Origin of the sequence: Providencia sp. PROV236, assembly GCF_033676985.1 — a bacterium.
Taxonomy (GTDB): domain Bacteria; phylum Pseudomonadota; class Gammaproteobacteria; order Enterobacterales; family Enterobacteriaceae; genus Providencia; species Providencia manganoxydans.
The window spans coordinates 1,795,824-1,819,479 of record NZ_CP096297.1; the positions used below are offsets into that span (position 1 = coordinate 1,795,824).

The 23,656-nt window shown below is 38.4% G+C and carries 26 protein-coding genes and 1 pseudogene; 23 read left to right on the plus strand and 4 right to left on the minus strand.

Going from position 1 to position 23,656, the window contains the following annotated elements; genetic code table 11:
* The first annotated feature begins 5 nt into the window (after positions 1-5).
* The 19 genes and pseudogenes from M1E96_RS07785 to M1E96_RS07875 all read left to right on the plus strand — a co-directional run bounded on the left by M1E96_RS07785 (position 6) and on the right by M1E96_RS07875 (position 13,618).
* Positions 6-506, plus strand: a complete 501-nt coding sequence (locus tag M1E96_RS07785) for a hypothetical protein (protein ID WP_140178603.1) — start codon at positions 6-8, stop codon at positions 504-506.
* A pseudogene (locus M1E96_RS07790) lies at positions 503-1,952 on the plus strand (DUF3383 domain-containing protein). Before M1E96_RS07785 ends, M1E96_RS07790 begins: the two are co-directional and overlap by 4 nt.
* A 9-nt stretch (positions 1,953-1,961) precedes the next feature.
* Positions 1,962-2,396, plus strand: coding sequence for a phage protein (locus tag M1E96_RS07795; protein ID WP_319066604.1), 435 nt, complete (start codon positions 1,962-1,964; stop codon positions 2,394-2,396).
* Positions 2,396-2,788 (plus strand): putative phage tail assembly chaperone, encoded by a 393-nt coding sequence (locus M1E96_RS07800; protein ID WP_070929271.1) that lies wholly within the window; start codon positions 2,396-2,398, stop codon positions 2,786-2,788. The genes M1E96_RS07795 and M1E96_RS07800 overlap by 1 nt, the downstream gene beginning before the upstream one ends.
* Positions 2,789-2,932: 144 nt before the next feature.
* A complete protein-coding gene (locus M1E96_RS07805; protein WP_319066601.1) occupies positions 2,933-4,717 on the plus strand; it encodes a hypothetical protein in 1,785 nt (594 codons plus the stop codon).
* Positions 4,718-4,776: 59 nt separating this feature from the next.
* Complete coding sequence (locus M1E96_RS07810; protein WP_319066600.1) at positions 4,777-5,517, plus strand: phage baseplate protein; 741 nt, start codon at positions 4,777-4,779, stop codon at positions 5,515-5,517.
* Complete coding sequence (locus M1E96_RS07815; protein WP_272579971.1) at positions 5,514-5,852, plus strand: hypothetical protein; 339 nt, start codon at positions 5,514-5,516, stop codon at positions 5,850-5,852. The genes M1E96_RS07810 and M1E96_RS07815 overlap by 4 nt, the downstream gene beginning before the upstream one ends.
* Complete coding sequence (locus M1E96_RS07820) at positions 5,827-6,651, plus strand: hypothetical protein (RefSeq protein WP_140178592.1); 825 nt, start codon at positions 5,827-5,829, stop codon at positions 6,649-6,651. The genes M1E96_RS07815 and M1E96_RS07820 overlap by 26 nt, the downstream gene beginning before the upstream one ends.
* The gene (locus M1E96_RS07825; RefSeq protein WP_140178589.1) at positions 6,648-7,304 is read left to right on the plus strand and encodes a Gp138 family membrane-puncturing spike protein; all 657 of its coding nucleotides are present in this window, start codon (positions 6,648-6,650) and stop codon (positions 7,302-7,304) included. Before M1E96_RS07820 ends, M1E96_RS07825 begins: the two co-directional genes overlap by 4 nt.
* Positions 7,304-7,666: a hypothetical protein gene (locus tag M1E96_RS07830; protein WP_319066596.1), complete on the plus strand. Its 363-nt coding sequence runs from the start codon at positions 7,304-7,306 to the stop codon at positions 7,664-7,666. The genes M1E96_RS07825 and M1E96_RS07830 overlap by 1 nt, the downstream gene beginning before the upstream one ends.
* Positions 7,650-8,774 (plus strand): baseplate J/gp47 family protein, encoded by a 1,125-nt coding sequence (locus tag M1E96_RS07835; RefSeq protein WP_319066595.1) that lies wholly within the window; start codon positions 7,650-7,652, stop codon positions 8,772-8,774. Before M1E96_RS07830 ends, M1E96_RS07835 begins: the two co-directional genes overlap by 17 nt.
* Positions 8,767-9,423 (plus strand): DUF2612 domain-containing protein, encoded by a 657-nt coding sequence (locus M1E96_RS07840; RefSeq protein ID WP_070929278.1) that lies wholly within the window; start codon positions 8,767-8,769, stop codon positions 9,421-9,423. Before M1E96_RS07835 ends, M1E96_RS07840 begins: the two co-directional genes overlap by 8 nt.
* Complete coding sequence (locus M1E96_RS07845) at positions 9,410-10,234, plus strand: hypothetical protein (protein ID WP_272579974.1); 825 nt, start codon at positions 9,410-9,412, stop codon at positions 10,232-10,234. The genes M1E96_RS07840 and M1E96_RS07845 overlap by 14 nt, the downstream gene beginning before the upstream one ends.
* A gap of 11 nt (positions 10,235-10,245) precedes the next feature.
* Positions 10,246-10,716 (plus strand): hypothetical protein, encoded by a 471-nt coding sequence (locus tag M1E96_RS07850; RefSeq protein ID WP_319066591.1) that lies wholly within the window; start codon positions 10,246-10,248, stop codon positions 10,714-10,716.
* 9 nt (positions 10,717-10,725) lie between these two features.
* Positions 10,726-11,274, plus strand: a complete 549-nt coding sequence (locus tag M1E96_RS07855) for a hypothetical protein (protein ID WP_369427453.1) — start codon at positions 10,726-10,728, stop codon at positions 11,272-11,274.
* On the plus strand, positions 11,271-11,933 hold the full coding sequence (locus M1E96_RS07860) for a hypothetical protein (protein ID WP_319066587.1): 663 nt from the start codon (positions 11,271-11,273) through the stop codon (positions 11,931-11,933). Before M1E96_RS07855 ends, M1E96_RS07860 begins: the two co-directional genes overlap by 4 nt.
* A 213-nt stretch (positions 11,934-12,146) precedes the next feature.
* A complete protein-coding gene (locus M1E96_RS07865; RefSeq protein WP_369119633.1) occupies positions 12,147-12,230 on the plus strand; it encodes a tail fiber assembly protein in 84 nt (27 codons plus the stop codon).
* Between the two features lie 317 nt (positions 12,231-12,547).
* Positions 12,548-13,027 (plus strand): Hcp family type VI secretion system effector, encoded by a 480-nt coding sequence (locus M1E96_RS07870; protein WP_319066583.1) that lies wholly within the window; start codon positions 12,548-12,550, stop codon positions 13,025-13,027.
* Positions 13,028-13,036: 9 nt separating this feature from the next.
* Positions 13,037-13,618 (plus strand): hypothetical protein, encoded by a 582-nt coding sequence (locus M1E96_RS07875; RefSeq protein WP_319066581.1) that lies wholly within the window; start codon positions 13,037-13,039, stop codon positions 13,616-13,618.
* 794 nt (positions 13,619-14,412) lie between these two features.
* Here the strand turns inward: M1E96_RS07875 and M1E96_RS07880 are convergent.
* Positions 14,413-15,399 carry a glycosyltransferase family 2 protein gene (locus M1E96_RS07880; RefSeq protein ID WP_369427454.1) on the minus strand — a complete coding sequence of 329 codons (987 nt, stop codon included), beginning with the start codon at positions 15,397-15,399 and terminating at the stop codon, positions 14,413-14,415.
* 317 nt (positions 15,400-15,716) lie between these two features.
* Between M1E96_RS07880 and catA the strand changes: the two genes are divergently transcribed.
* Entirely contained in the window at positions 15,717-16,358 is a 642-nt protein-coding gene (catA, locus tag M1E96_RS07885; RefSeq protein ID WP_272579979.1) for a type A chloramphenicol O-acetyltransferase, read from the plus strand.
* 100 nt (positions 16,359-16,458) lie between these two features.
* Here the strand turns inward: catA and M1E96_RS07890 are convergent, their stop codons facing one another.
* The 3 genes from M1E96_RS07890 to M1E96_RS07900 all read right to left on the minus strand — a co-directional run bounded on the left by M1E96_RS07890 (position 16,459) and on the right by M1E96_RS07900 (position 20,303).
* Complete coding sequence (locus M1E96_RS07890) at positions 16,459-17,358, minus strand: glycoside hydrolase family 6 protein (RefSeq protein ID WP_319066576.1); 900 nt, start codon at positions 17,356-17,358, stop codon at positions 16,459-16,461.
* A 498-nt stretch (positions 17,359-17,856) separates the two neighbouring features.
* Positions 17,857-19,164 (minus strand): glutamate/aspartate:proton symporter GltP, encoded by a 1,308-nt coding sequence (gene gltP / locus M1E96_RS07895; protein ID WP_140178551.1) that lies wholly within the window; start codon positions 19,162-19,164, stop codon positions 17,857-17,859.
* Positions 19,165-19,640: 476 nt separating this feature from the next.
* A complete protein-coding gene (locus M1E96_RS07900) occupies positions 19,641-20,303 on the minus strand; it encodes a GntR family transcriptional regulator (RefSeq protein WP_319066575.1) in 663 nt (220 codons plus the stop codon).
* A 522-nt stretch (positions 20,304-20,825) separates the two neighbouring features.
* On the opposite strand from M1E96_RS07900, the gene M1E96_RS07905 reads away from it, so the two are divergent.
* The 3 genes from M1E96_RS07905 to M1E96_RS07915 are packed head-to-tail and all read left to right on the plus strand — an operon-like array spanning position 20,826 to position 23,656.
* Positions 20,826-22,064 (plus strand): NRAMP family divalent metal transporter, encoded by a 1,239-nt coding sequence (locus tag M1E96_RS07905; protein WP_283125295.1) that lies wholly within the window; start codon positions 20,826-20,828, stop codon positions 22,062-22,064.
* Between the two features lie 15 nt (positions 22,065-22,079).
* Positions 22,080-22,853, plus strand: coding sequence for a LamB/YcsF family protein (locus M1E96_RS07910; RefSeq protein WP_272579982.1), 774 nt, complete (start codon positions 22,080-22,082; stop codon positions 22,851-22,853).
* The gene (locus tag M1E96_RS07915; RefSeq protein ID WP_070929288.1) at positions 22,850-23,656 is read left to right on the plus strand and encodes a putative hydro-lyase; all 807 of its coding nucleotides are present in this window, start codon (positions 22,850-22,852) and stop codon (positions 23,654-23,656) included. The genes M1E96_RS07910 and M1E96_RS07915 overlap by 4 nt, the downstream gene beginning before the upstream one ends.

Genomic DNA, 23,656 nt, shown 5'->3' on the forward strand with positions numbered 1-23,656 from the left:
GAAATATGACAACAAACACACTTTCAAGGCTTGATATCAGTAAAGTGCGACAAGTGATCGCAATGTTAACTCAACTTCCTGAAAAGCAAGTTATTGATGGTAGCACCTACACTGATACATCTGCATGGAGTCAATTTATTACGGTCACTCCGCTGACATCTGAACCTATTGGAATAGAGAACAAGTTTGATGCGGAAAATAATCGCGAAATTATCACGTCAACACGTGAAACCATGATTGCAATTAAAGCTTATGGGGAACGTTGTTATTTGCTTATCGAAGATTTATCTACGCAATTACAAACCTACATTGCTCAACAATTATTTAAAGCAATGGGGGGAGGGTTTGTGTGTGAATCGGCGATTAAACATTACCCAGAAGATCCAATAGAAGGAAAACCACAAACAACACAACTGAATTTAACACTTTCACATATTCATCGTATCGAATCATCACTTACTCATGGTGAATCGGTGATTATTACTACTCTAAAGGAATCAATATGAGTTTATCAATTAAAGAGATCATTAATGCACAAATTCTGCCACAGGCAGCGGCAGCACAACGCCGTGATCTGAGTATGGTGGCTATTTTTACTTCTGAGGTCGGTAATGCATTTACGGATGCCACATCACGTTATCTATTTGTTTCTAATGAGCAAGACGTCGCTAATTTGTTTGGCTCTCATTCATCGACATATAAAGCTGCTCAAGCGCTGTTTTCTGCTCGCCCAAAATTAAAACGAGCGATGATTGCTCGTTTTGCAAAAGAAAAACAAGAAATTGCAGCTACAGCAAATGCGCTTAAAGGTTCTACATTGTCGATTGGTGTTAATACACTGAAGCAGATCACTGATGGAACCATGACATTAAATATTGCGGGTCAAGAAGCGGTGCTGGCAGATCTTGATTTTAGTAAAGCGATCGATTTTAGCGATATTGCGCAAGTGATTGATGCTCAATTGCCTGAAGGCAGCAATCTACAAACTAAGTGGGACGAAGTTGGTAATCGAATAATTATTGAAGCAAAAACTGCCGGTGCTGATGCAAAAACTCGGTTAGGTTATGTGACTCCAGCCGAAAACGGCAGTTACATTGGCCATTTGCTGAAATTAGAGGAAGGTCAAGCCACGTTGAGTATTGGTTCTGCCGCTCAGATCATTAATGCGGAGCAGCCTTCTGAGGCATTGCATCAGTTGCAAAATAGCTATCAAAACTGGTACGGCGTCTATTTTGCGGATCAACTCACTGATGAGCAGCTTGAAGATGCTCATGCTTGGATTAGTGCTGCTGACTTAAAAGTCATGGCTTATACCGCAACTCGTGATGAACAAATTGAGTGGCAAAACAGCAATATACTCAAAAAATTGTATGACAAAAACAGTGGTCGCTTAATGGTGCAATTCAATAAGACCGGTGACGACCATGCGGCAGCTGAGTTACTGGCTATTTTCCGTGCGTTCCGACGACCGCGTCACACAGGATGAGGCACAAAAATGTCGTCGCTTAGGGATAAATTTCTACACAGATTATGACGGTATCAATATGTTAGCCGAAGGGACTATGCTTGGCGGTACGTTTATTGATGAAGTGATGGGGCTAGATGCTTTCATTGATGCATGCCAAAAACAAGCTTTTACTACTTTACAGGCAAGTCCAACTAAAATTGCGCAAACCGATAAAGGGCAAGCAATGTTAATTGGTTCTTTGACCGTTATAGGCAATGAATTCAATCGTAATGGTTTCTTAGCCGGTGGAATTTGGCGAGGCAATGACATTGGTGAAATCACCTTTGGCGATCGTCTAGATGAAGGTTTTTATTTTTATTCAGACAGTTTTGATGTTCAGTCACAAGCTGATCGTGAAGCACGCAAAATGATGCCAATTATGTGCGCTATCAAGCTAGCAGGTGCGGGGCATTCTGCGGATTTACTTATTCAATTCAATCGTTAAGAGGTCACTATGTCTGTATATAATCATAAAAGTCTGATGGTTAGCATCAATGGTTACGAATTTACCGCGTTTGATGAATCTGCTGATGCTTTATCTATTGCGCCTGTCGGTGATGATGGTGCATGGATCTTCGGTGCCAATGGGCGGGGTGTTTACGTATTTAGTGGCAACCAATCAGGTACATTGACAATGAAGCTATTGCAACATTCAGCGGACAACCATTTTTTATCTAACTTACGCAATCAAATGTTAAGCAGCCAGTCTGCGCCTGCACCGCTAGAACTGTATATTAAAGATACTTGGAATGGTGATGAAATTGTTGGTCATGTTGGCTTTTTCACAACACCGCCAACCCAATCTCGTGGCTCGGCCCATAACGCGCAATCATGGGTGATCCAATTTGAACGCGTGATCACCAAACTAGGTAAAGGAGCGTTTAACTGATGGAAAAAGATAACATTACTTATGAGCATCGCCATAGCAATTTTGTCGAAGCCAAAAGTCACGCAATGAAATTATTGGGTATGTTAAAAGGCTGCATTGCGATGAATGGCGAGCACGTTGATATTGATGTGGGCGGTGTTTTAGCCAATATTGGCTCTCCAGATATGCAGGGAGTGGAAAAATTTATTTTAAAGTGGGTGACGGCGAAAGATGTCGATAATAATCTGATTCAATTAGATAAAGTAGATGTGTTTAATACGCATTTTAATACTTACCGTTCACATTATTATCCATTAATTGTGAATGGTTTGATATTTCACTTTTCTGATTTTTTGCCCGATGGAGTCGCATCCAAAGTAAATATGCCCAGCTTGGTCAGTCTGACGGCATAACGGACGTTGACTGGTTGAAAATGCTACCCATTATGGAAGGCATCTATACCGGTCACGATCTTCGAACGACAGCAACGCTCGGCGATGTGCTTGATTTTCATGAAGCTTATGCCGAGCGTTTGTTGTCACAGCAGAGGGCAGAGAATGGAAATAGAAAAGCTTCTCACCACACTCGGCTTTGAGGTCGAGCAAGTGGCGCAATTAAAAGGTGTCGTCACTGCCCTCGGCACGGCGGCGGCTTCAATTGCAGAGACAATTAGCAAGGTAAAAAGAAACCTTAAAGGTTTTGGACTGACAATTGATAATTTTAAAGCGGTACTCTCTACGCTCGCTATGGCGGTCGATTTTGTGGCTAACCGTTTTATGGGGTTTATTGATAGCACGGTAAAGGGGGTAAAAAATCTCGCTCAACAAAAAGATCTGTTATTTGACATTTCAGAAAAAGAGCTACAGCAAGCCGATGAATATCAAGTCGCAACACAGAAAACAGCATTATCCATAGACGCGATAAAAGCCAAAATAGCGTTGGGATTATTGCCAAATTTAACCGCGGTCATTGACGATTTTAACGCTTGGTTGAGTGTAAATAAGGAATTAATCGCTGAAGGGTTAACCCAAGTTGTGAAATGGGGCTCAAAAGCGATATTGATGATCCGCAATACCGTTAGCGCAATTAGCCAATTAATTGAAAATACAATTGGTTGGAAAGCAACCATTTTAGGTATAGTGGCTGTTTTGGCCATATTTAAAAAGTCCATGTTGATGGCTTTTGTCGCCAATCCTGTAATGTGGGTTGTCGCGGCGATTGCCGGTTTAATGGTACTGATTGGCGATTTTATGGCTTACCTAAATGGCGGTGAATCACTATTTGCCGGCTTTTGGGCTCCTGCTGTTGAGTGGATAAAGTCGGTATTGGCTTGGTGGAATACATTTTATACAGAAAATAAAGCATTATTAGACGCTATGGCTGCTGCGTGGTCACTCATGTTTGAGGGTGTGACCATGATTTTTGGTGGTTTTTTTAAATATATCAGTAATGCTTTTAAATTACTTGTAGGTTTATTTAGCGGTAATACCACCATGATGTCTGAAGCATGGAAAGGCATGACTGACGGTTTAATACAAATATGGGAGGGATTAAAACAATACTTTATTGGATTTGTCGCATCTTTTGGTGTGATGTGGAATATGATGGTTCAAGTGATCACCAATGTTTGGAACATCATTAAAACATCTGCATTAGCGCTGTTTGATTGGTTAGTTGATGCTGTTAAATCTGTTGTTGATAATGTATCGAAAATTTTCCTAGCGATCACTCACTATATACTCGCACCTTTTGAAAATGCGTTTGCATTAATTAATGCATTGTTTGCCATTTTTACAGATGACTCAACTTCATGGACTGAGAAGTTAGGCTTAATATTTTATGCCATTGCCAGTTATCTGATCAAACCATTTGAGGCTGGCTGGCAATATATTAAAGAGATATTCAATATTAGTAATACCGATATTGATAAGTTTATTGATGATATTGCGAATACGTTTAACAGTGTTACCGAGTTAATTAAAAAACCGTTTGATATCGCGTTTAAATGGGTAAATGAAAAGTTTGGCTGGGTTATTTCAGGGGTTACGTCAGGGCTACAAAAGCTTGGAGTACTCAGTGAAGACAAACAAGGCGAAAATAGTTTACTGAACATTTCAAACGCAACAGGGGAATTAATTGCTCAAAACTTGGCAAATCCTAATTTATCTAATGTTACTACAAGCAACAATAAAAATATTATTGTTAATCAAGGCAGTGTGAATGTTGAACAAAATGTAATGAGCTCAGATCCTTATCAGGCTGCATCGTTAGCCATTAATGGGATCAATGATAATCTGACTCAGGTTTTATATCGTTCACTGCAAAGTGCTCATAGCAATTAATTAGATATTTAAATAATACAATAGCCACATCATTGTGGCTTTTTTATTGGATACAGATTATGGATATCACAAGTGGAATATTTACGGGGCGCGCCTCCGTGATCACCCGAACTATTGGCCAATTTGAGTTTGATTGTACGATTCGGGAATCTCATACTTCTTCGCTGCGAGTGACAAAAAATCCTGTCGAATCAGGGGCTGATATTGCTGATCATGCGGTACTTGAACCCAAATCGTTGACTATCACGGGGAAAGTCGTGGGTTATGAACCCGCTAACTATTTTAATCAGCTGTTGGGGTTGGATACAGATGCCATGGATGACTATCCTTTGCCATTAGAAATATCCTCATCGATACGGCAGGCAGAAGCAATGTTGGCTCAATATATGACCGTTGGTCGTGTGTTGGCAAATAAAACTCAAAAGGTGATCGCACCTTGGTACCCCGATGCATTGAAACCGTTTGCCGACAGTTCACAAACGTTAGATCGCGCAGGGCGTGCTTATGAGTCTTTGTTAGCGATCCAACGAATGGGGCAACCCATTGATGTACAAACGGGGATCAGGCTGTATAAAAATATGGTGCTAACCAGTATTAGCACGACACAAGATACCCCCGCAGCGGCTGATTTTGTTTTAAATCTGGAAGAAATATTTATTGTTGAAAGCCAAGTTGTAACTGGGCTACATCCTGATTTAAAGCAGCAACCACAGAAAAGTAATATGGGTAGAACACAACCTGAACTTCAGGCGATTAATTCCTCTCACGACACATCTATAATGCTAGGAATAACGTCATGATATATAAAATACCAGTATCAAATGAGCCAATCCAAGAGCAATTATTTACTGTATTTGGCATGAATCTACGATTAACACTGTATTACAATCGACTTTCAAAAGGGTGGCAATTTGATTTGTTTGATGCAAATAGCAATCGAATGATCACCCAGATGCAAGGATTAGCTGTCAATGCCCCGTCTTTAATTGAAAAAAATTTACCTTTTATTTTTCTACTCAGTGATAAATCACGTTTTGGTATTAATGCAATCACTCAGAATGAATTAGGTGAACGGTTATTACTCTATATCGTTGATAAAGGAGTCTGGCATGAAACAATTTGGCAGACAGCTTAAATTAGTTATTGGTAATCAAGATGAAGCATTTGAAGTCACTAATTTAAGAGTAACTTTTGATGTTAAAAAAACATTATCTTCAGAGCCTAATCCAGCAATTATTCGTATTTATAATCTCAATACATCACATCGTAATTTACTCACTAGCAAAGTGTTTAACCGAGTGGCGCTTTCTGTTGGTTATGATGAACTGCGTTTAATTTATTCAGGCGATATTATTGATGCAAAAATTACGGAGAGTGCAGAAGATTTAATCTGTGAATTGGCTTGTGGTGATGGTTTTAGCGCTTATACCTCGTCGCTAATTAATAAAACACTCGCCGCAGGCAATAGTGATGCCGATATTTTAAAAGAAAATGCCCAAGCAATGGGGATTGAGATTGGGATTACGGAGTTACCTAATGATAGGCAACTACCTCGTGGTAAGGTGATGTTTACGGACGCAAGGGAAATACTGCATAAAATAGCCAAAAACAATCAAGCCGATTGGTCTGTGCAAGATGGTCAATTAACATTATTACCTAAAAATAAAGTGGTTACTGATAACGAAGGTTTTATTTTATCTCAGGAAACAGGATTAATTGGTAAGCCCGAAAAAAATGAAACGGGTTTAGTTATCACCTGTTTGTGTAATCCTGCGTTGAAAATAGGTGCATTGGTACGCATTAATTCGATGACTACTGAACTGAATGGTGATTATAAGATTATTGAACTTAGCCATATGGGTGATTTTATGGAAAAGGATTGGTATAGCAAATTAGTTTGTATTGGTGGTGAATTTAATAAGGTTAAATTATGAAACAACCTACTTTTCTTGATGTTATCAATCAATATGCACAGAACCAACGCTATGAAATTCACACTGCGCTACCAGCTAAAATTATTTCATCCAATGGGCATAGTGCGACCGTCGAATTAATGATCAGCCATATAAATAAAGAAGGGCAGGTAATAGCACTCCCTCCGCTGGTGGATGTCCCTATTGGTTTTTATCGTGGCGGTGGGTTTTGTGTGACTGTGCCTTTAGCTGCTGGCGATGAAGGGCTAGTTATTTTTGCGGAACGATGTATTGATGGATGGTATGTGTCTGGGCAGCAATCACAGCCGCTTGATCAACGCTTTCATGATTTGTCAGATGCTTTTTTTTTACCTCAAGCGAGCAGTTTACCCAATAAGATCCCTGATTATTCACATGATGCGCTGTCATTACAAACCGATGATGGCTCAACATTTATTCGTATACAAGCAGGAAAAATAATCATTAAAGGTGATATCCAGCATCAAGGTAATTATCAATTGGAAGGTAATGCTTTGATTAAAGGCGATCATTCAGTAGAGGGTAATAGTGAGTCATCAGGTGGCACACTGAAACATAATGGTAAAAACATTGGTGATACGCATACGCATGGTGGTGTGCAGACCGGCGGAGGAAATACCGGAGGACCTAATTAATGAAAGTACGAAGGCTTGATGACAATCATGATTGGTGTTTTGGTCGAGGGCGCACAGATTATTGCGGACAATCGAGCGCCATTTCGCAATCAGTACTAACACGCTTACTGTCATTAAATAAAGATTGGTTTCTTAATCGAGACCATGGCATCAAATGGTTTGATTATTTACGTAAAAATCCGAACTTAGCGGTGATGGAATCAGAAATCAAAAACAGTGTGTTAAATACCCAAGGCATGGAGCAGATCACTGCATTTGATATTCAACTTAATCCAGATACACGGTTAATCACGATCTCTGTCTCATATATCGATATTTATGGTCACAAAACGGAGGTAACGACAGATGCTCCAAATAACTGAAACAGGCATAGTGATTGATCGACTAACCCATGTCTATCAACGGCTAACCGCAGGGTTTAAACAAATCTATGGCGATGATATCAACCTTGATGCCGACACCCCTGATGGGCAGATGATAGGTTTATTCTCTAAGGAAATAGATAACATCAATCAAGCTATTGCAATGATAGTACAGATGTTAGATCCCTATAAAGCGATGGGATCATGGCTGGAACAGCGGGCTATGTATGCAGGGATTGTGCGTCGTGGCGCGGAATATAGCTATCTTGATGATGTGGTGATTACAGGTAAGCAGGGCACGGTTGTTGCAAAAGGCAGTCGTTTTACTGATGATAACCGTGCTCGGTGGGTAACGACCAGTGAAGTGACATTAGGCCCAACGGGATCGGCTAGGGTGAATATGCGTAGCAGCGAATTGGGCGCTTTTTCGCTTGCGGCAGAGAAAATGTTAACTATGGATACGGTCACTGTCGGAATTGACAAAGTGCTGACCACTAAAGCGGCCAAAGAAGGTGCTTTCACAGAAACGGATGGCAACTTATTGTTGCGGTTTATGCGTTCACACTCGATTAATAACCATGATGACTATAAAGGACTAGAAGGTGCGTTATTGGATTTACCCGATGTGAAACAAGCGCGTGTTTATGAAAACTTCACCCATCTTACTGATGAGAAAGGTATTCCACCTCACTCATTAAATGCAGTCGTGATTGGAGGAAGTGATGACGCGATTGGTTTAACGATCTTGAAAAAGAAAATTGGCGGTTGTGGCGTATTCGGCAGCATTAGCAATACACAACACTATGCGGGGGGAATGCGCACAGTCAAATTTGATCGGGCACAGCCAGTGAATATTCAAGTGAAGTTGTTAATTGAACGCGTGGGCGGCTTCCATGATATTGATACTGATAGTATTAAGTCACTGTTAGCGGAGACAGAATTTGCTATCGGTGAAGCAGTATATGCGACACGTTTGATTTGTCAGGTCAATCAAGTACCAGGCTTTTATATCAAAAGTATTACGGTAAATGGCCAAGAGAGGGTGTCAGTAAACCTTCGCCAATGTGCCGTGATCCGCCCTGAAGATGTGGAGGTGCTGATTGAGTAAACAAGGTGAAGATTTCCTGATTTGGCAATATCGCCAGAAACCGAAAGCCCGACAAACTGTCGGGCTTTTGCTTTCTGAAACACGAGCCGCATTCGAGTCGGTTATTCAATTAGCCGAGGTGCTCGATGTGAATAAGGCTTCAGGTTATGGGCTTGATTTAATTGGCAAGCACGTTGGTATCAGCCGTGTCATGAAATCAGTCGTTCCAAAAGATTACTTTGGTTTTTTAGGCGTTGAGGGCGCCTTACCCTTTGATGTCGGCGTGCTATATCGCTACGGCGATTCATTAAATGGTTCATCAGTACTGGATGATGAAGACTATCGTTTCTTTATCAAAGCGAAAATTATTAAGAATTACCAGCGACCTGATATTGCCAACATTAGTTATTCCATTGCTCATTTATTCAGTGAGCAATCTTTTGTTATTGATAACGATGATATGACGATGAATGTGGTGATTGCAGCCAATTATTTAACGCCATTTCGACTTTATGCAATTAAAAATCTCGACATCTTATCTAGACCGATAGGTGTTAGTTATAAATATCTCGTCATTACCGATACGCATCCATTTGGTTGGTCAAGTGATCTGCATGCCTTTGGTTTTAACGATGGAAAATTCACGAGGTTAATGAATGTCAGTCATTAAAAAGCCAGACTTAAAAATTTTCGCGCAAGATGCGAAAACAGGGGAGATTGAAACATTTCCAGATGTATTACGTGGCTGGGGGATCACCCTTGATAGAACCGCAGGCAAGCCGCCACTTGAGTGGTTTAATGCAATAGGTCAACGTACCGATGAGTGGTTGATGTATCTGACGCAGCGTGGTGTGGCAGAGTGGGATGCCACGCTTTCCTACCCAAAAACCGCCATTGTTCAATTTAATAGCGTTATCTATGTTTCGATTAAAGAAACTAAAGGCGAGCAGCCTGATAAATCGCAGGCATCGTGGTCAACGTTGGCGGGGTTTTTGGAGTTAGATAAATTACAGCCAAAAGGTGACTACCCAACTAAGAGTGAAATGAATACCGCTTTGGCCGGTAAACAAAATAACTCAACTTTGGCCTCATGGCGTTACTTAGCGAAAGGCGGTGAGGAGACAATCAAGCCTCCTTATGATTTTACGCATTGCCTAACCTTTTTAAATGGTTTGGAACAATATGTTGATTATGCATTCGCTATTGAGAAGAGCACGCTTTATTTTGCCGAGCCGCTCAAAAAAGATGATTTAGTCGAAGTATTGATTAATGTGCCTTTAACTAGTGCAAGAGTGATGAATGGTGATATTCAGCAGCAGTTGGAGGCGCTAGAACTGAAAGTGAATAGCTTGTCGGGAAAGGATTTTATCAGTGACGATATTAAGAACATTGTTAAGTCAGGATCCGATGATGGTATTTATCTATCAGAAAACGAAATTCAAAAAATTGAGTCCATTGACGTAGAAACCAAAGATAATTAAAGAGAGCAACCATGCCAAAACAACAAACTGTCACACTTAATTTTAAAACTAGCGATGGCAAAGTTCTGCCAGCATCATTTGTCGTTACTGATGGTGCATCGACATTTGAACTGTGGAAAAAACAACCGGGCAATGAAGAAAAAACAGAACAACAATTTCTTGCCGAACAAAAAGGAATACAAGGAGCCAAAGGCGAAACAGGCGCACCAGGGCCAAAAGGTGACGCAGGTGCTAAAGGTGAAACAGGCGCACAAGGGCCAAAGGGTGATACAGGTGCCAAAGGTGAAACAGGCGCACAAGGGCCAAAGGGTGATGCAGGTGCTAAAGGTGAAACAGGCGCACAAGGGCCAAAGGGTGATGCAGGTGCCAAAGGTGAAACAGGCGCACAAGGGCCAAAAGGTGATGCAGGTGCTAAAGGTGAAGCAGGCGCACAAGGTGCAAGCATTGTGAGCGTTGAGGTTCAGGTTAAAGAGAATCCGTGAGGTTAAAACATGGCAAAAAGTCGCACGGTATCATTGGTTTTTAAAAATAGCGCGGGGCAAGCGTTGGCACCGGTTGCGTTTGTCGTTAATGATGGCGAACAAGGTGCCACTGGTGAACGAGGCCCACAAGGTATTCAAGGGGAAAAAGGAGAGACTGGAGCTCAAGGGCTACAAGGTGTTAAAGGGGACACTGGTGCTGTAGGTGCAGCGGGGCCAAAAGGAGACACAGGAGCGACTGGGGTGCAAGGGCCAAAAGGCGACACCGGTGCTCAAGGCCCGAAAGGTGAAACAGGTGCTACAGGTATACAGGGCGCAAAAGGTGATACGGGTCCTCAAGGCCCAAAAGGTGATAATGCTAATCTAAATGTTGAGGCCATTATTCCTGTCGTAAAAGGCGGGGAAACCTCTTTCCCTATTGGTACAACTAAAGTCATTGTGGTGCAAATTAATGGACTTATTCAACCTCAAGGTTACGCCTATACGGTTGAAGGTACTAATTTATTACTTGCGGAAGCACTTAAAAATACAGATTTTATTTCAATTGAGGTAACAAAATGAGTAAACCAACTGGAAAATTAATTCGAGTGACACCTGAAGGGATAGGGGCAGTTTCTACCGGACGAAAAGTCAATAATAAGCCTCTAACTGCGGATATTACTTTAAATGCAACGGATGTGGGGGCTTATACAAAAGCAGAATCGGATACCAAAATCGCTGATGCTAAAAAAGCGGGTACTGATGCGCAATCTACAGCGAATACAGCTAACACAAATGCGACTAATGCTAATAATAATGCCAATGGAAGAGTGCCAAATACACGTAAAGTTAATAATAAACCGTTGAGTGCGGATATTACTTTAACTGCGGGGGATGTAGGGGCTTATACTAAAGCAGAGGTTGATAACAAAATTTCAGGATCAACAGGGGTAGGGTACGGGCAAAAATGGAGTAATGTAACAGCATCAAGAGCTAAAAATACTGAATATATCAACACAACTAGCAAACCTATTTATATCTCGATTTCAATCCAAGCTAGGGGGGTTGAATATGATGATCGGATGGAGTTGATCGTTGATGCTGTTTCTGTTGCAAGAAGTGGTATTGAAGGCAATTATCCTACATTTGTTCGTGGCTCTCTTTTTGCTATTGTTCCTGTTGGGTCTAAATACAAAGTGGTCGGAACGCCTAATATTGAAGTCTGGAGTGAATTACGATGATTTATTTTAAGATAATTTAGGGAGGACGCTTACCCTTAATCTGACTCTATTAATAGTAGTAGAAATGATGTTGCAGAGTTTAATATTCACTTTCTTCAAAAAGAGCTTGATAATTTCCTGTTTTTTTAAAATTCGTGAAAAATTAAATCGACAAGAGATATGAATGAAAACTAAATATCTATGTAATTGAAGTCTAAAGTAATAAAAGAGCAGTTGATATTAGATACGAGACAATATCCGTTAAACCGTGTTGATACATCAACCGCACCTGATATTGATTGGCCTAAAAAACCTTAATTTCTATCAAAATAAAGCCGCTATAAAAAAGCGGCTTCTTATTACATTAAATATTTTTGACTGGTTTAAAATAATAATTATCTTTTTTCTAAATACGCTCTAATATTAGTACACATATGTTCTATAATATTATTAAATATATAGGTATTCTGTGCCTGCCTATCAATATATGTAAATAGAATTATGTCATATCCTAAAAATATTTTTTAGGTAGAATAATAATTGGTTATGTGACAAGGGGGAATCTTTCTTATTGCAATTTATTAAAATAAATGTATTAATTAAGTCAAATTCGACTGCTTAACATAAGGAAATGTATGGCTGATTTAATTTACTTAACACTAAATGGCAATAAACAAGGTTTGATTTCTGCGGGATGTTCTAGTTATGATTCGATTGGTAACAAATATCAAGTAGATCACAAAGACCAAATTTTCGTTTATTCTACTATCTATGATTTAGCGCGAAAACGAAATGTTTCTCATGCCCCTTTCATCATGATTAAAGCAGATGATAAATCATCACCACTTCTTTTATCTGCTATTGCTAATAATGAGATGTTGGATTTTCTTTTTGAATACTATCGTGTTGATAGGAATGGGATAATGCACCCTTACAAAAAGATAAAGCTGACAAAAGCTTCGATTTCTCGTATTACAAACGAAGCACCTAATTCAATGACTCAAAATGATTTACAACCCTTTGAGAAAGTTGCAATTTTATATGAAAGTATCACCTATACACATATTAGTGCTAATACATCAGGCTATTGTATCCGAGATGAAGCAATCAAATAGGTGATTGAAATGAAAATTAACGATGTACATTATAATCGATTCAATATTCCCGTTGTTATCTCACCTAATGTTTATGCAGATTCTTTAATTGAAGATCCAGTAAAAATATTTGTGATGATAAATTATAACCGGGGAATTGGGCACACAGGTTTAGTTGTGGGAGAAAGTGAAGAAGCACTTCTGTATGATCCTTCTGGAGGGTATGGTGAGTGTGGTTCTGATGATTGTTTCAGTAGTATAGAATTATATCGAATACCTAGAAGTGCGGGCGAATTTTTTAACTATCCTGAATTTACATGGGATGACTATCTTTCATTTCAAAAATGGGATGGTGAAGATATTCAAATTATTGAGTTTACAGTACCTAGAGCACAAGCAGAAAAAATCACAGAATTAATTTATAATCATGGTATGGCTGGATGGGCTATGTGTTCAGATACCGTGTTTACTATTTTGAAGCAAAGTGGTGGTATCTTTAGCTCACTTGAAGCGAATTCGCTAATGCGTGAAGATCCATGGACATTAAGGCATAAGTTGCTTGAGTTGTATTTTCCAAGTACAAGAGGTTTTATGACCTACACTATAAAGTAGTGCCTTATAAATTACAGGGATATTTAAAAGATTATGAATGACGCTAAATTAAAATTAGCTATATCGTATTTTTCACTCTTATTTGGTATTTTGTTTTTTTATCTTGAATTGGTTCATGAGTATTTTTTTCGATTTTACCCTGTTTCAGTTAATTCAAATCTAATAATACCTTCCATAAAATCAATGTCTTACTCTTTATTTGTGTATTTGGCGTTTCTTTGTGTTTTTATTGTATTTTCATCAATTAAATCATTAATGATTAGTAAGAAATATCGTTTAATTATTTATTTTTTAATTCCATATTGGATTAATATTGTTGTTTGGTTGTCTAATGATAATGTAACAAATGGAACGATGAGATTTAGCGTTATTTTGTCAGATATCTTTATAACTTCTTATATCATTCAATTTGTTTTTTTTATAACACTTTTTTCCTATTTGGTTGATTATTTATTGAGATTGATTATTTTTAGAAATAAAAATGAGTTAGTGAATTTTTTTTAGTATTTGAACAAAGGAATAAATTTAAGTTTACTTTTCAGTGATGGTGTTACCCCTATTAATGTAAACATTAATAGGGGTAATTTTAGGAGTAATTTCAATATTATTTGCTCTACAATCATTTTAGTACTAGTAGTCATGAGTTATCTTGTCTCTAATAGATTAGAAATAATTTGAAAGTAAAGGTTAAAAGTTTTACTATAATGAATATATTTGAATGGTTATCTGATTGATTTTATGGGGTATCTAATCTTAATGTGGCATCATGCAAATTGGATGTATATGGGCATAAATTAGCTATGTTTATACATTCTTTTTGTTCTTATTTTACCTAATAAACAATACACACCAAGAAACTTTGCTTTCATTTTAAAACTAAATTTAAATTCGGTTTGGAATGGTCTTAGTATTTTCTTTAAGTTGTGTTGCTGCTCTTTGGTAAAATAGCAATAACCGTGAACTTTTCGGCTTATACTACGGAGTAAGCTATACTCATGTTGCAGAGTCGGGGCTAACACTTGTTTAAAATTATGACTCTGATTTGAGTTTAAATAGGCATCATATATGCAACTCATCGCATATATGATGTCATCAATATGTTTTTCTTTTGGCTTACTGGTAATGCTATTTTCTCTAACACGATAAAATATCAATGGAGTATTAATCACAAACAATCTTTTTACTTTAGCGGTAATGATTGGAACTATCGCTAAATCTTCATATTCTCTATTTTTAGGAAATAAAATAGTGTCTAATAATTCTTTTTTGTACACACGGCACCAAGCAAACCATTTATTCTCGCCGAAAAGGTCAGATAAATCACAGATACTATTAATAGTATGTAACCCATCCGCTAGTTTAGTCATCTTTAATTGATGACTATCATTTAAATCATTATTATAAAACTTCAACGCGTTATATATGACCATGTCAGGTGATTTATCGCTAAGTATCGGAAATAGCTTCTCCCATAGCGATGGTGACCACAAATCATCTGCATCTAAGAAAGTAATATACTTCCCATTTGAATATTTTAATCCCTCATTTCTAGCGATTGAAACCCCTTGATTAGGCTGGTTAATAATATGAATATTGGTGCTGTCGTGCTCAGAAATATAACGCTGAATTTCAGTTAAGGATTGATCGGTGGAGCCATCATTGATAATAATCACTTCAAGTAGCTCATGTTGTACGAGAGGTAAGGAAGATAGACATGTATAAACATATTCTTCATTATTGAAGCAAGGAATAATCACAGAGAGTAACACATTGTTTTTCATTAAATATTCCTTTTAGCAACCCTGAAGTGTAAGTCAAATCGTTTCTTAAATCTAAGCTCTTAATAAGAATGCTAGTTATATATTCATTTTAAGTCGTTAAGACAACAGATCATATCAAAACATAAAGTTAGCAAAAAGTGTTTACTCATTCTATTGAAAATATAGTGGGGCACTTAAACCTTCAATAAACTAGGTTAGATCTGTTAGTATTTCATTTGTAATCTAAAGCATAAGGACTAACCAATGTCACCAATCAAAGCAGAGAGAGTTGCCCTTCTTCATTAAAAATTTTATTAATCAATGAGAAGGGCAATTCAATGCATTATACAAAAGTCAATATCGAACAGTGGAATAGAAAACAGCATTTCCTATTTTACCGTCAAACTGTGCCTTGCGGTTTTAGTTTAACTACCCAGTTAGACATTACGGCTTTGCAGACTGAGCTTCGCAATAAAGGGCATAAACTCTATCCAGCCATGATCCACATAATTGCACAGGTGGTGAATCAATATCCTGAATCGAGAATGGCGATAAAAGATAATGAGCTGATACTGTGGGATCAGGTAAACCCCGCCTATACGGTTTTTCATCCAGAGACGGAGACATTTTCCCAGTTATGGACGGAGTATGATAGTGACTGGTCAGCTTTTTTGGCTAATTATCAGTACGACCAGCGATTATACAAAGACAATATTGATTTGATGGCTAAGCCAAATCTTCCTGAAAATCATTTTTGTATTTCGATGATCCCATGGGTGAGTTTTGATGGTTTTAATTTAAATGTAGCAAACTTCACTGATTATTTTCCGCCTATTTTTACGCTGGGGAAATATTACCAATCAAGTGAAAAATGTTTATTACCACTTTCTATACAAGTTCATCATGCAACTATCGATGGGTTTCATATGGCGAGAATAGTTAATCAGTTACAAATACGATGTGACAATTTTCACGCTTAATATTGTGGTTATGCTTAAAAAATGCCGATATTCTATCGGCATTTCTATTTTTCCTTCCATTTTATGATTATTTTCTTTCCTGAATAACCATCCTGATCACTTACTTCCCTTCAATTAATTTCATTGCTAATTCTGGGCTAAATACACCGGCTTTAGGGCCACCATGACAGTCTGCTGATGGAGAAAAATCACCATCAGATTCTCCAGGTGGTTTAATCCAAGCGGTTTTAACTGTTGCGGATATATCTTTTGGCCTATCACCGATTTTTCGTCCTGTTGAATTACACCAATCATTAGGCAGTCCTGAAGCACCATTGCCATTACGTGATGTATCAATCATGATATTTGATTGTACATTAGCTAGCTCAGTTAAATATTGATTAATATCGTTACCATATTTTAGGGTTGGGTCAGTCGCGTGATAATTAGAGATATTTAAAGAAAAACCATAAGCATCTTTAATTCCTGCTGATATTAGCGATTGAGCCATCTCTTTTGCTGTCACCCATTTCATATTTCCTGCATCTAGATAGACATAGACATTTGGAGATTTTGTTTTAAATTTTGAGACAGCATAATTAATTAAATTGATCCTTTCTGAACGCTGTGCTTCTGTTAGACAACTTATATCTGCTAGCGCATCCGGCTCTAAAATAATTGTCATTTTAGTGTCAGAGATGGTGTTTGCCAGAGTATCAATCCATGTTTTATATTTTTGTTGATCTGCACTGTTATCTGCGGAGGCTTGTCCTGAGCAATCACGGTTGGGTAAACCGTATACAACAAACATTAATTCAGTTTTTTGCTTTTCGGCTTGTGCAATATAGTTTGTGATCTTCTGTGTTAATTCAAATTCACTTTCTTGAATGGAAGATAACCAGATAGCAGTAGGGACAGAGGCAATGTTTTTATTAATGGGTTCTGCTCGTGGATCACTTTTATTTTTCTCAACCCATAATGCTGAGGAAGATTGAGGATCAACAAAATAGTTTGTTGCCATAATATCTCCCATATAACAAGATGAAATTAAAAATAAAAGAATTTTGTTATTCATTATATCCATTCCTGTTAGCAAAGCATTATCAGATTTTTATTTAGTATTAATAAATAAAATAAATTGGTGTTGTAAAAATTAAGGATATGTAAGCCAAATAATAGATAATATTTATCTTTTATTATAGATGCTATATTTAATTTTATTGTTATATAAATATTATTAGTCGATTTAAGTGATTTTTAACACGGCCTTAGTGTGAAGTAAATATACTTACTGGAATGTATTGATATTTGTGTGTGGAAGGTCACGATTTTGTTTTTATTGAAGGTAAAATAATATTTTTCCTATATACGAAATGATAAAACTAACATGTTTAAATATATGGGTTTTTACTCTTATTTGCATTATTATCTATATATGTAATGAAATATCAACTTATTTAAATTATAAATAAAAAAGACCGAGAAATATCTCGGCCTTTTTACCTAAAGCATGTAATGATTAAAATGTTTTCTCATATTCACGTGCTTTTTGTTCATCGTAGTTGTGTTCCCATTTAGCGATAACCAGTGCAGCTAGGGCATTACCAACTACATTCAGTGCGGTACGCGCCATATCAAGAATTCGGTCAACACCGGCAATAAATGCTAAGCCTTCAAGTGGGATCCCGACACTACCTAATGTGGCTAGCAGTACCACAAAGGAGACGCCCGGTACACCAGCAATACCTTTAGATGTGATCATTAAGGTAAATACTAAAATCAACTCTTGTCCGATGGATAGCTCAATACCATAGAGCTGGGCGATAAAGATAGCCGCAATACTTTGATAAAGGGTCGAGCCATCAAGGTTAAATGAGTAACCGATTGGAATAACAAAACTGGTTACAGATTTAGGTGCGCCGTATTGCTCCATTTTATCCATAATACGTGGCAATACTGTTTCTGAGCTGGCGGTTGAGTAGGCTAATAATAGCTCATCCTTTAAGATGCGCATTAGAGTGAAAATGTTAATTTTGCAATAACGTGCAACTAATCCTAATACCACAATAGCAAAGAAGAGGATGGCACAATGAACAAGGACGACTAGTTTCAACAGCGGTACTAATGAGGTAAATCCAAAGTTAGCCACGGTCACTGAGATCAAGGCAAATACACCGATAGGTGCATAGAGCATGATCATGTTAGTCACTCGGAACATAGTTTCAGAGAACGTTTGTAGCACATCTAGCAAAGGTTGCTTTTTTTCTTTTGGTAAGGATGAGAGGCCTAAACCAAATAATACGGCAAAGAAGATAACGGGTAGCATTTCACCACCGGCCATCGAGGCAAAAATATTGCTTGGCACCATCGTCAGAATGGTATTAATAATACCAGAAGGGTGGCTTTCGACTTCTTGAGTTGTTTTTTCATATTGAGAGATATCAACCTGCGTCAGCTGTGACATATCAATGCCAACTCCAGGTTGGAAAATATTGGCAAAGCTAATACCAACAATGATTGCAATAGTGGTAATTACTTCAAAATAAAGAATGGTTTTAAAACCTAACGAACCGAGTTGTTTAGTATTTCCAACTCCAGCAATACCGACAATCAGAGTTGAAATAACAATTGGAACGACGATCATTTTAATTAATTGAATAAATATTTTACCTGCTGGTGATAATACATTCACAATTAACCAATCTTTATATTCTACGCTTTCATGCAGAAAAGCGCCTAAAACAACCCCTAAAATTAGTGCAACTAAAATTTGCCATCCGAGGCCAAACTTAAACGGTTTCTTCGTCGAAATGTGGTTTGAAGTCATAATGGGATCTCAATTATATTAATATTTTTTATGTTTGTATTTTTACTAGCGCAAATTTTATAGCGAATATTCGTTAAAACTACAACTGTTAGATCGTAAATATTGAGTCATTTAGTCGAGTAATTGATGTAAGCAACTATTTTTTATTGTTGATATGTATTAATTTGTAACAATTTAATACTGTCATGCGCTATTTGTCTTATCAAAAATTATTTTTTAAGCGATAGGAGTAAATCTTAATATTAATTAATTGTTTTCTTATTGTTACTTTTTTGTTTTTTTTGTATGTAAAATGAACATGTGAGTGAAAAAGTATCAGTAAAAAAGTGGTGAGTAAAAAATCAATAAATACGATAAAAGTGTTAAATATTCAGAAGAGGGTTTTGAGAAGTGAGAATTAGCACAATATTATTATTAAATAAAATTTAGTTCCAAGAAGGATAAATATAGATTTGTTAAATATAAAGACCGAGTGTTTAATAACTTGATTGACTACGTTTATAAGCGGCAAGTAATGTGCGCTCTGAGAGATCTAAATATTGTCGGAGTGTTTCGGCTGCTTCGTGGTTTTTACCAGTATCAAGTAATTCTAAAATAAATTGGTTCTTATCAATATAAGGAGCATAAAGAATTTTAGGGTCGTTAAGATGCCCAAATGCTAAGCGCAATTCAGCCGCGACATTGCGATATAACTTAATTAGTCGCTCACTATCAGAGAGTTCAACAATAGCAGTGTGAAATTTCATATTGGCAGTCCCCACACCAATCCAATTTTCCACTTTTTCTTGTTCACGTGCTTCACTGACTGCATGTTTCATTTTTTGCACTGCGGGATGCAACGCGTAAGCATGTATTAAGGAATCACATTCCACTAAACGGCGGACTTGATAGATATCGATAATTGCAGCCATATCAGGAACAGAGACAAACACGCCCTTATTTGGTGCATAAGTAAGTAACCCTTCTTGTGTTAAAACTCTAAACACTTCACGTAGTGTATTACGTGAAATATCCAGTTCATCACTTAAGGCAGCTTCAGACAGACGTTGACCTGGTGTGAGCACGCCAATAGTAATTTTATAGCGGATAGTTTCTGCAATAGTGACAGCTAATGTTTGTGCTACAGGTCGTTTAGTCATAAGTATTTTGTACTATAAAGAGTCAGTTATACACAGCCAATAGATTATCTTCACATATAACCTAAAAGGCATCAAGGCTCGTTTTGGTGCATTGTTAAGGCTAATTTATGATTTTTGCACTAACTTGGTGCGTATTGTCGAATCGTTGGTTTCAATTAATGTTAATTATTTGCATGATTTGTTAAAAAAGTGATCAGTATTTGATTTTTAAACACCAAAAAACGATTTTTATTGCTTGTTAATTCACCATTCCTTATTAATTGTTCAACAATCTGGTGAAGATTAATTAACAATAATTACTCTTGGTAGAACAATGGCACGAAAGTTGCCTCCTACTCGGTATACTTCAAGTTGCAGCGCTTTTCGTTGGTATGGTGATTACGATGACTTGCGGTAGTCACTGTATTTTCTATGCGCCAAGCGAATTCATTCACTTGTCGCCCGGCTGCACCTCGAATTATTTAGAGTACATGGCGATCACAACATCAATAACGACAAAAACAATCCGAAAGGAGTATGCACATGGCATCTCAAGAAAGTACCAATACCGCAGAATTTGTGAAAAATAGGCGAACTTCATTGATAGGTGCCATTTTTTTAATGGCGACCTCAGCGATTGGCCCCGGCTTTATCACTCAAACGGCAACCTTTACCGTTACCTTAGGTGCAGCATTCGCTTTTGGGATCCTTGCATCCATCATCATCGATTTTGTTGTACAACAAAATATTTGGCGTGTTGTGACATTAACTAAAATGCATTCGTCAGAGATTGCTAACTTAACTATACCGGGTAGTGGCTATTTGCTGGCTGTACTGGTTATTTTTGGTGGATTAATCTTTAACGTCGGTAATATTGCGGGTGCAGGTTTAGGATTAAACGCGTTGGTTGGCTTAGATCCAAAATGGGGAGGGTTAATTAGCGCATTATTGGCAATCTATATTTTCTCTTCTCGTAAAGCCAGTACCTTTATCGATCGGATCATTATTGTGCTAGGTCTGGTAATGATTGGTTTAACTCTGTTTGTTGCTTTTGCATCAAACCCACCTGTTGGTGAAGCATTACGTCAGAGTGTACTTCCTGACACAGTTGATTTTGCGATGATCACGACAATTGTTGGTGGAACGGTAGGTGGCTATATCTGCTATGCAGGTGCGCATCGTTTACTCGATAAAGGTGCTGTGGGTATCGAAAATATTAACGTTGTCTCAAGTGCTGCAACCAAGGGCATCTTAGTTGTTGGTTTAATGCGTTACATTTTATTCTTAGCCATTTTAGGTGTGGTTGCAAGTGGGGTAACCATTGATATTTCAGGACAATCAGCAAATCCAGCTTCTCAAGCTTTTCAAGCTGCGGCAGGTAATTTCGGATTACGTATTTTTGGTTTGATTTTATGGGCTGCGGCACTGACCAGTGTTATTGGTGCTGCTTATACTTCTATGAGTTTTATCACTGCGTTTAAAAAATCAGTCACAGAAAGACAGCGTAATATCGCCACCATCATTTTTATCGCGATTTCCTTAGCTGTTTATTTAATGATGGGGACGGCACCTGCCGCTTTATTAGTGTTTGCTGGTGGTTTTAATGGGCTGATCTTACCAATTGGCTTAACCATTTTTGTGTATATCGGTTGGAAACGTGCTGATTTGATGTCTGGGTATCACTATCCACGTTGGTTGCTGTGGTCTGGTGTCATCATTTGTGCATTAACATGGTACATGGGCGTGATGTCAGTAGAAGCTATCTTTAATTACTTAAAATAGAGGTCAATGAAACGGATGCAAAAAATAATCGATTTAAATAGTGACCTCGGAGAAAGCTTTGGTCAGTGGCAAATGGGTAATGATGATGCGATGTTGAACATTGTCAGCAGTGCGAATATTGCTTGCGGTTTTCATGCCGGATCACCTGAAGGGATTTTAAAAACATTAAAAGCGGCAAGGCAAAATGGTGTGGTAGTGGGTGCCCATGTTGGCTACCCCGATTTAGTCGGTTTTGGTCGCCGCAATATGGATATCGCTGCAAATGAATTAATTGCAGATGTGATTTATCAAATCGGTGCGCTGAAAGGGCTAGCTTCAGCGGCAGGGTGCAAAGTGCAATATGTGAAACCACATGGAGCACTGTACAACACGATTGCCCATGATAAACGTCAAGCCATGGCGGTGATTGATGCAATTAATGCTGTTGATGAAAAATTAATATTAGTCGCTTTAGCGGGTTCACCATTGATTGAATGGGCGAAAGAGCGTGGTTTGACAGTGGTTGCAGAGGCTTTTGCGGATAGAGCTTACCATGCCAATGGCACATTAGTTTCACGCAAAGAAGCCGGGGCGGTATTACATGATCCTGTGCAAGTTGCGCAACGCATGCTGCAACTGGTGAATGAAGGTGGAGTGATATCCATTGAAGGTCAATTTACCCCGATAGAAGCGGGTTCTATTTGTGTTCACGGCGATAGCCCAGGCGCGGTGGCGATGGCACAGCAAGTGCGTGAGTTATTGCAACAAAATGGTGTGAGTATCTCTGCTTTTGCGGGAGGGGCGTTATGACAACACTGTTTAAAGCATCGGAACACGCGATTGCAGCAGCAAGATCAGCCCGAGAGGCGATCCGCCAAGGCTTTGATAAGCCAACAGCGGGTCTTGCCGCGGGTATGACACAAGCGAATATGATTGCCTTACCGCGTGATTGGGCATTTGATTTTCTGTTATATGCGCAAAGAAACCCCAAGAGTTGTCCTGTATTAGATGTTTGTGAAGCGGGGAGTTGGCAGACTGTTTTAGCAGAAGGTGCTGATTTACGTACAGATATTCCACGCTATCGTGTTTGGCGAAATGGAAAGCTAGAAACTGAGATCACTGATGCGACAGAGATTTATCGTGATCACCCTGATTTAGTGACTTTTTTAATTGGTTGTAGTTTTACATTTGAAACATCAATGATGGAAGCGGGTATTGATGTACGCCATATTAGCGATAATACCAATGTGCCCATGTATAAAACCAATCGTTTATGTCGCCCTGCGGGCCGCTTACAAGGGGAACTCGTGGTCTCGATGCGTCCTATTCCTGCTGAGCGTGTTGCTGATGCAGTCAGTATTACTGGCCGTTTCCCTTCTGTCCACGGGACACCCGTACATATTGGTGCTCCAGAAGCACTCGGTATTACGGATATTATGGCGCCCGATTTTGGTGATCCTGTACGTATTCAAAGCGGCGAGATACCGGTATTTTGGGCTTGCGGTGTGACACCACAGGCCGCAGTCATGAAATCAGGGGTACCATTTGCACTTAGCCATGCACCGGGTCATATGTTTATTACGGATGTGCCTGATGCAGCTTATCATGTTTAG

What these genes read in the sequence shown, in the direction of transcription:
- M1E96_RS07880 (WP_369427454.1), bottom strand. Translation starts at nt 15,399, where the DNA reads ATGAAAAACAATGTGTTACTCTCTGTGATTATTCCTTGCTTCAATAAT.
- gltP (WP_140178551.1), bottom strand. Translation starts at nt 19,164, where the DNA reads ATGACTTCAAACCACATTTCGACGAAGAAACCGTTTAAGTTTGGCCTC.
- M1E96_RS07815 (WP_272579971.1), top strand. Translation starts at nt 5,514, where the DNA reads ATGATATATAAAATACCAGTATCAAATGAGCCAATCCAAGAGCAATTA.
- M1E96_RS07835 (WP_319066595.1), top strand. Translation starts at nt 7,650, where the DNA reads ATGCTCCAAATAACTGAAACAGGCATAGTGATTGATCGACTAACCCAT.
- M1E96_RS07810 (WP_319066600.1), top strand. Translation starts at nt 4,777, where the DNA reads ATGGATATCACAAGTGGAATATTTACGGGGCGCGCCTCCGTGATCACC.
- M1E96_RS07850 (WP_319066591.1), top strand. Translation starts at nt 10,246, where the DNA reads ATGCCAAAACAACAAACTGTCACACTTAATTTTAAAACTAGCGATGGC.
- M1E96_RS07915 (WP_070929288.1), top strand. Translation starts at nt 22,850, where the DNA reads ATGACAACACTGTTTAAAGCATCGGAACACGCGATTGCAGCAGCAAGA.
- M1E96_RS07905 (WP_283125295.1), top strand. Translation starts at nt 20,826, where the DNA reads ATGGCATCTCAAGAAAGTACCAATACCGCAGAATTTGTGAAAAATAGG.
- M1E96_RS07870 (WP_319066583.1), top strand. Translation starts at nt 12,548, where the DNA reads ATGGCTGATTTAATTTACTTAACACTAAATGGCAATAAACAAGGTTTG.
- M1E96_RS07845 (WP_272579974.1), top strand. Translation starts at nt 9,410, where the DNA reads ATGTCAGTCATTAAAAAGCCAGACTTAAAAATTTTCGCGCAAGATGCG.
- M1E96_RS07910 (WP_272579982.1), top strand. Translation starts at nt 22,080, where the DNA reads ATGCAAAAAATAATCGATTTAAATAGTGACCTCGGAGAAAGCTTTGGT.
- M1E96_RS07820 (WP_140178592.1), top strand. Translation starts at nt 5,827, where the DNA reads ATGAAACAATTTGGCAGACAGCTTAAATTAGTTATTGGTAATCAAGAT.
- M1E96_RS07805 (WP_319066601.1), top strand. Translation starts at nt 2,933, where the DNA reads ATGGAAATAGAAAAGCTTCTCACCACACTCGGCTTTGAGGTCGAGCAA.
- M1E96_RS07900 (WP_319066575.1), bottom strand. Translation starts at nt 20,303, where the DNA reads ATGACTAAACGACCTGTAGCACAAACATTAGCTGTCACTATTGCAGAA.
- M1E96_RS07800 (WP_070929271.1), top strand. Translation starts at nt 2,396, where the DNA reads ATGGAAAAAGATAACATTACTTATGAGCATCGCCATAGCAATTTTGTC.
- M1E96_RS07825 (WP_140178589.1), top strand. Translation starts at nt 6,648, where the DNA reads ATGAAACAACCTACTTTTCTTGATGTTATCAATCAATATGCACAGAAC.
- M1E96_RS07830 (WP_319066596.1), top strand. Translation starts at nt 7,304, where the DNA reads ATGAAAGTACGAAGGCTTGATGACAATCATGATTGGTGTTTTGGTCGA.
- M1E96_RS07785 (WP_140178603.1), top strand. Translation starts at nt 6, where the DNA reads ATGACAACAAACACACTTTCAAGGCTTGATATCAGTAAAGTGCGACAA.
- M1E96_RS07855 (WP_369427453.1), top strand. Translation starts at nt 10,726, where the DNA reads ATGGCAAAAAGTCGCACGGTATCATTGGTTTTTAAAAATAGCGCGGGG.
- M1E96_RS07890 (WP_319066576.1), bottom strand. Translation starts at nt 17,358, where the DNA reads ATGGCAACAAACTATTTTGTTGATCCTCAATCTTCCTCAGCATTATGG.
- M1E96_RS07875 (WP_319066581.1), top strand. Translation starts at nt 13,037, where the DNA reads ATGAAAATTAACGATGTACATTATAATCGATTCAATATTCCCGTTGTT.
- M1E96_RS07795 (WP_319066604.1), top strand. Translation starts at nt 1,962, where the DNA reads ATGTCTGTATATAATCATAAAAGTCTGATGGTTAGCATCAATGGTTAC.
- M1E96_RS07860 (WP_319066587.1), top strand. Translation starts at nt 11,271, where the DNA reads ATGAGTAAACCAACTGGAAAATTAATTCGAGTGACACCTGAAGGGATA.
- catA (WP_272579979.1), top strand. Translation starts at nt 15,717, where the DNA reads ATGCATTATACAAAAGTCAATATCGAACAGTGGAATAGAAAACAGCAT.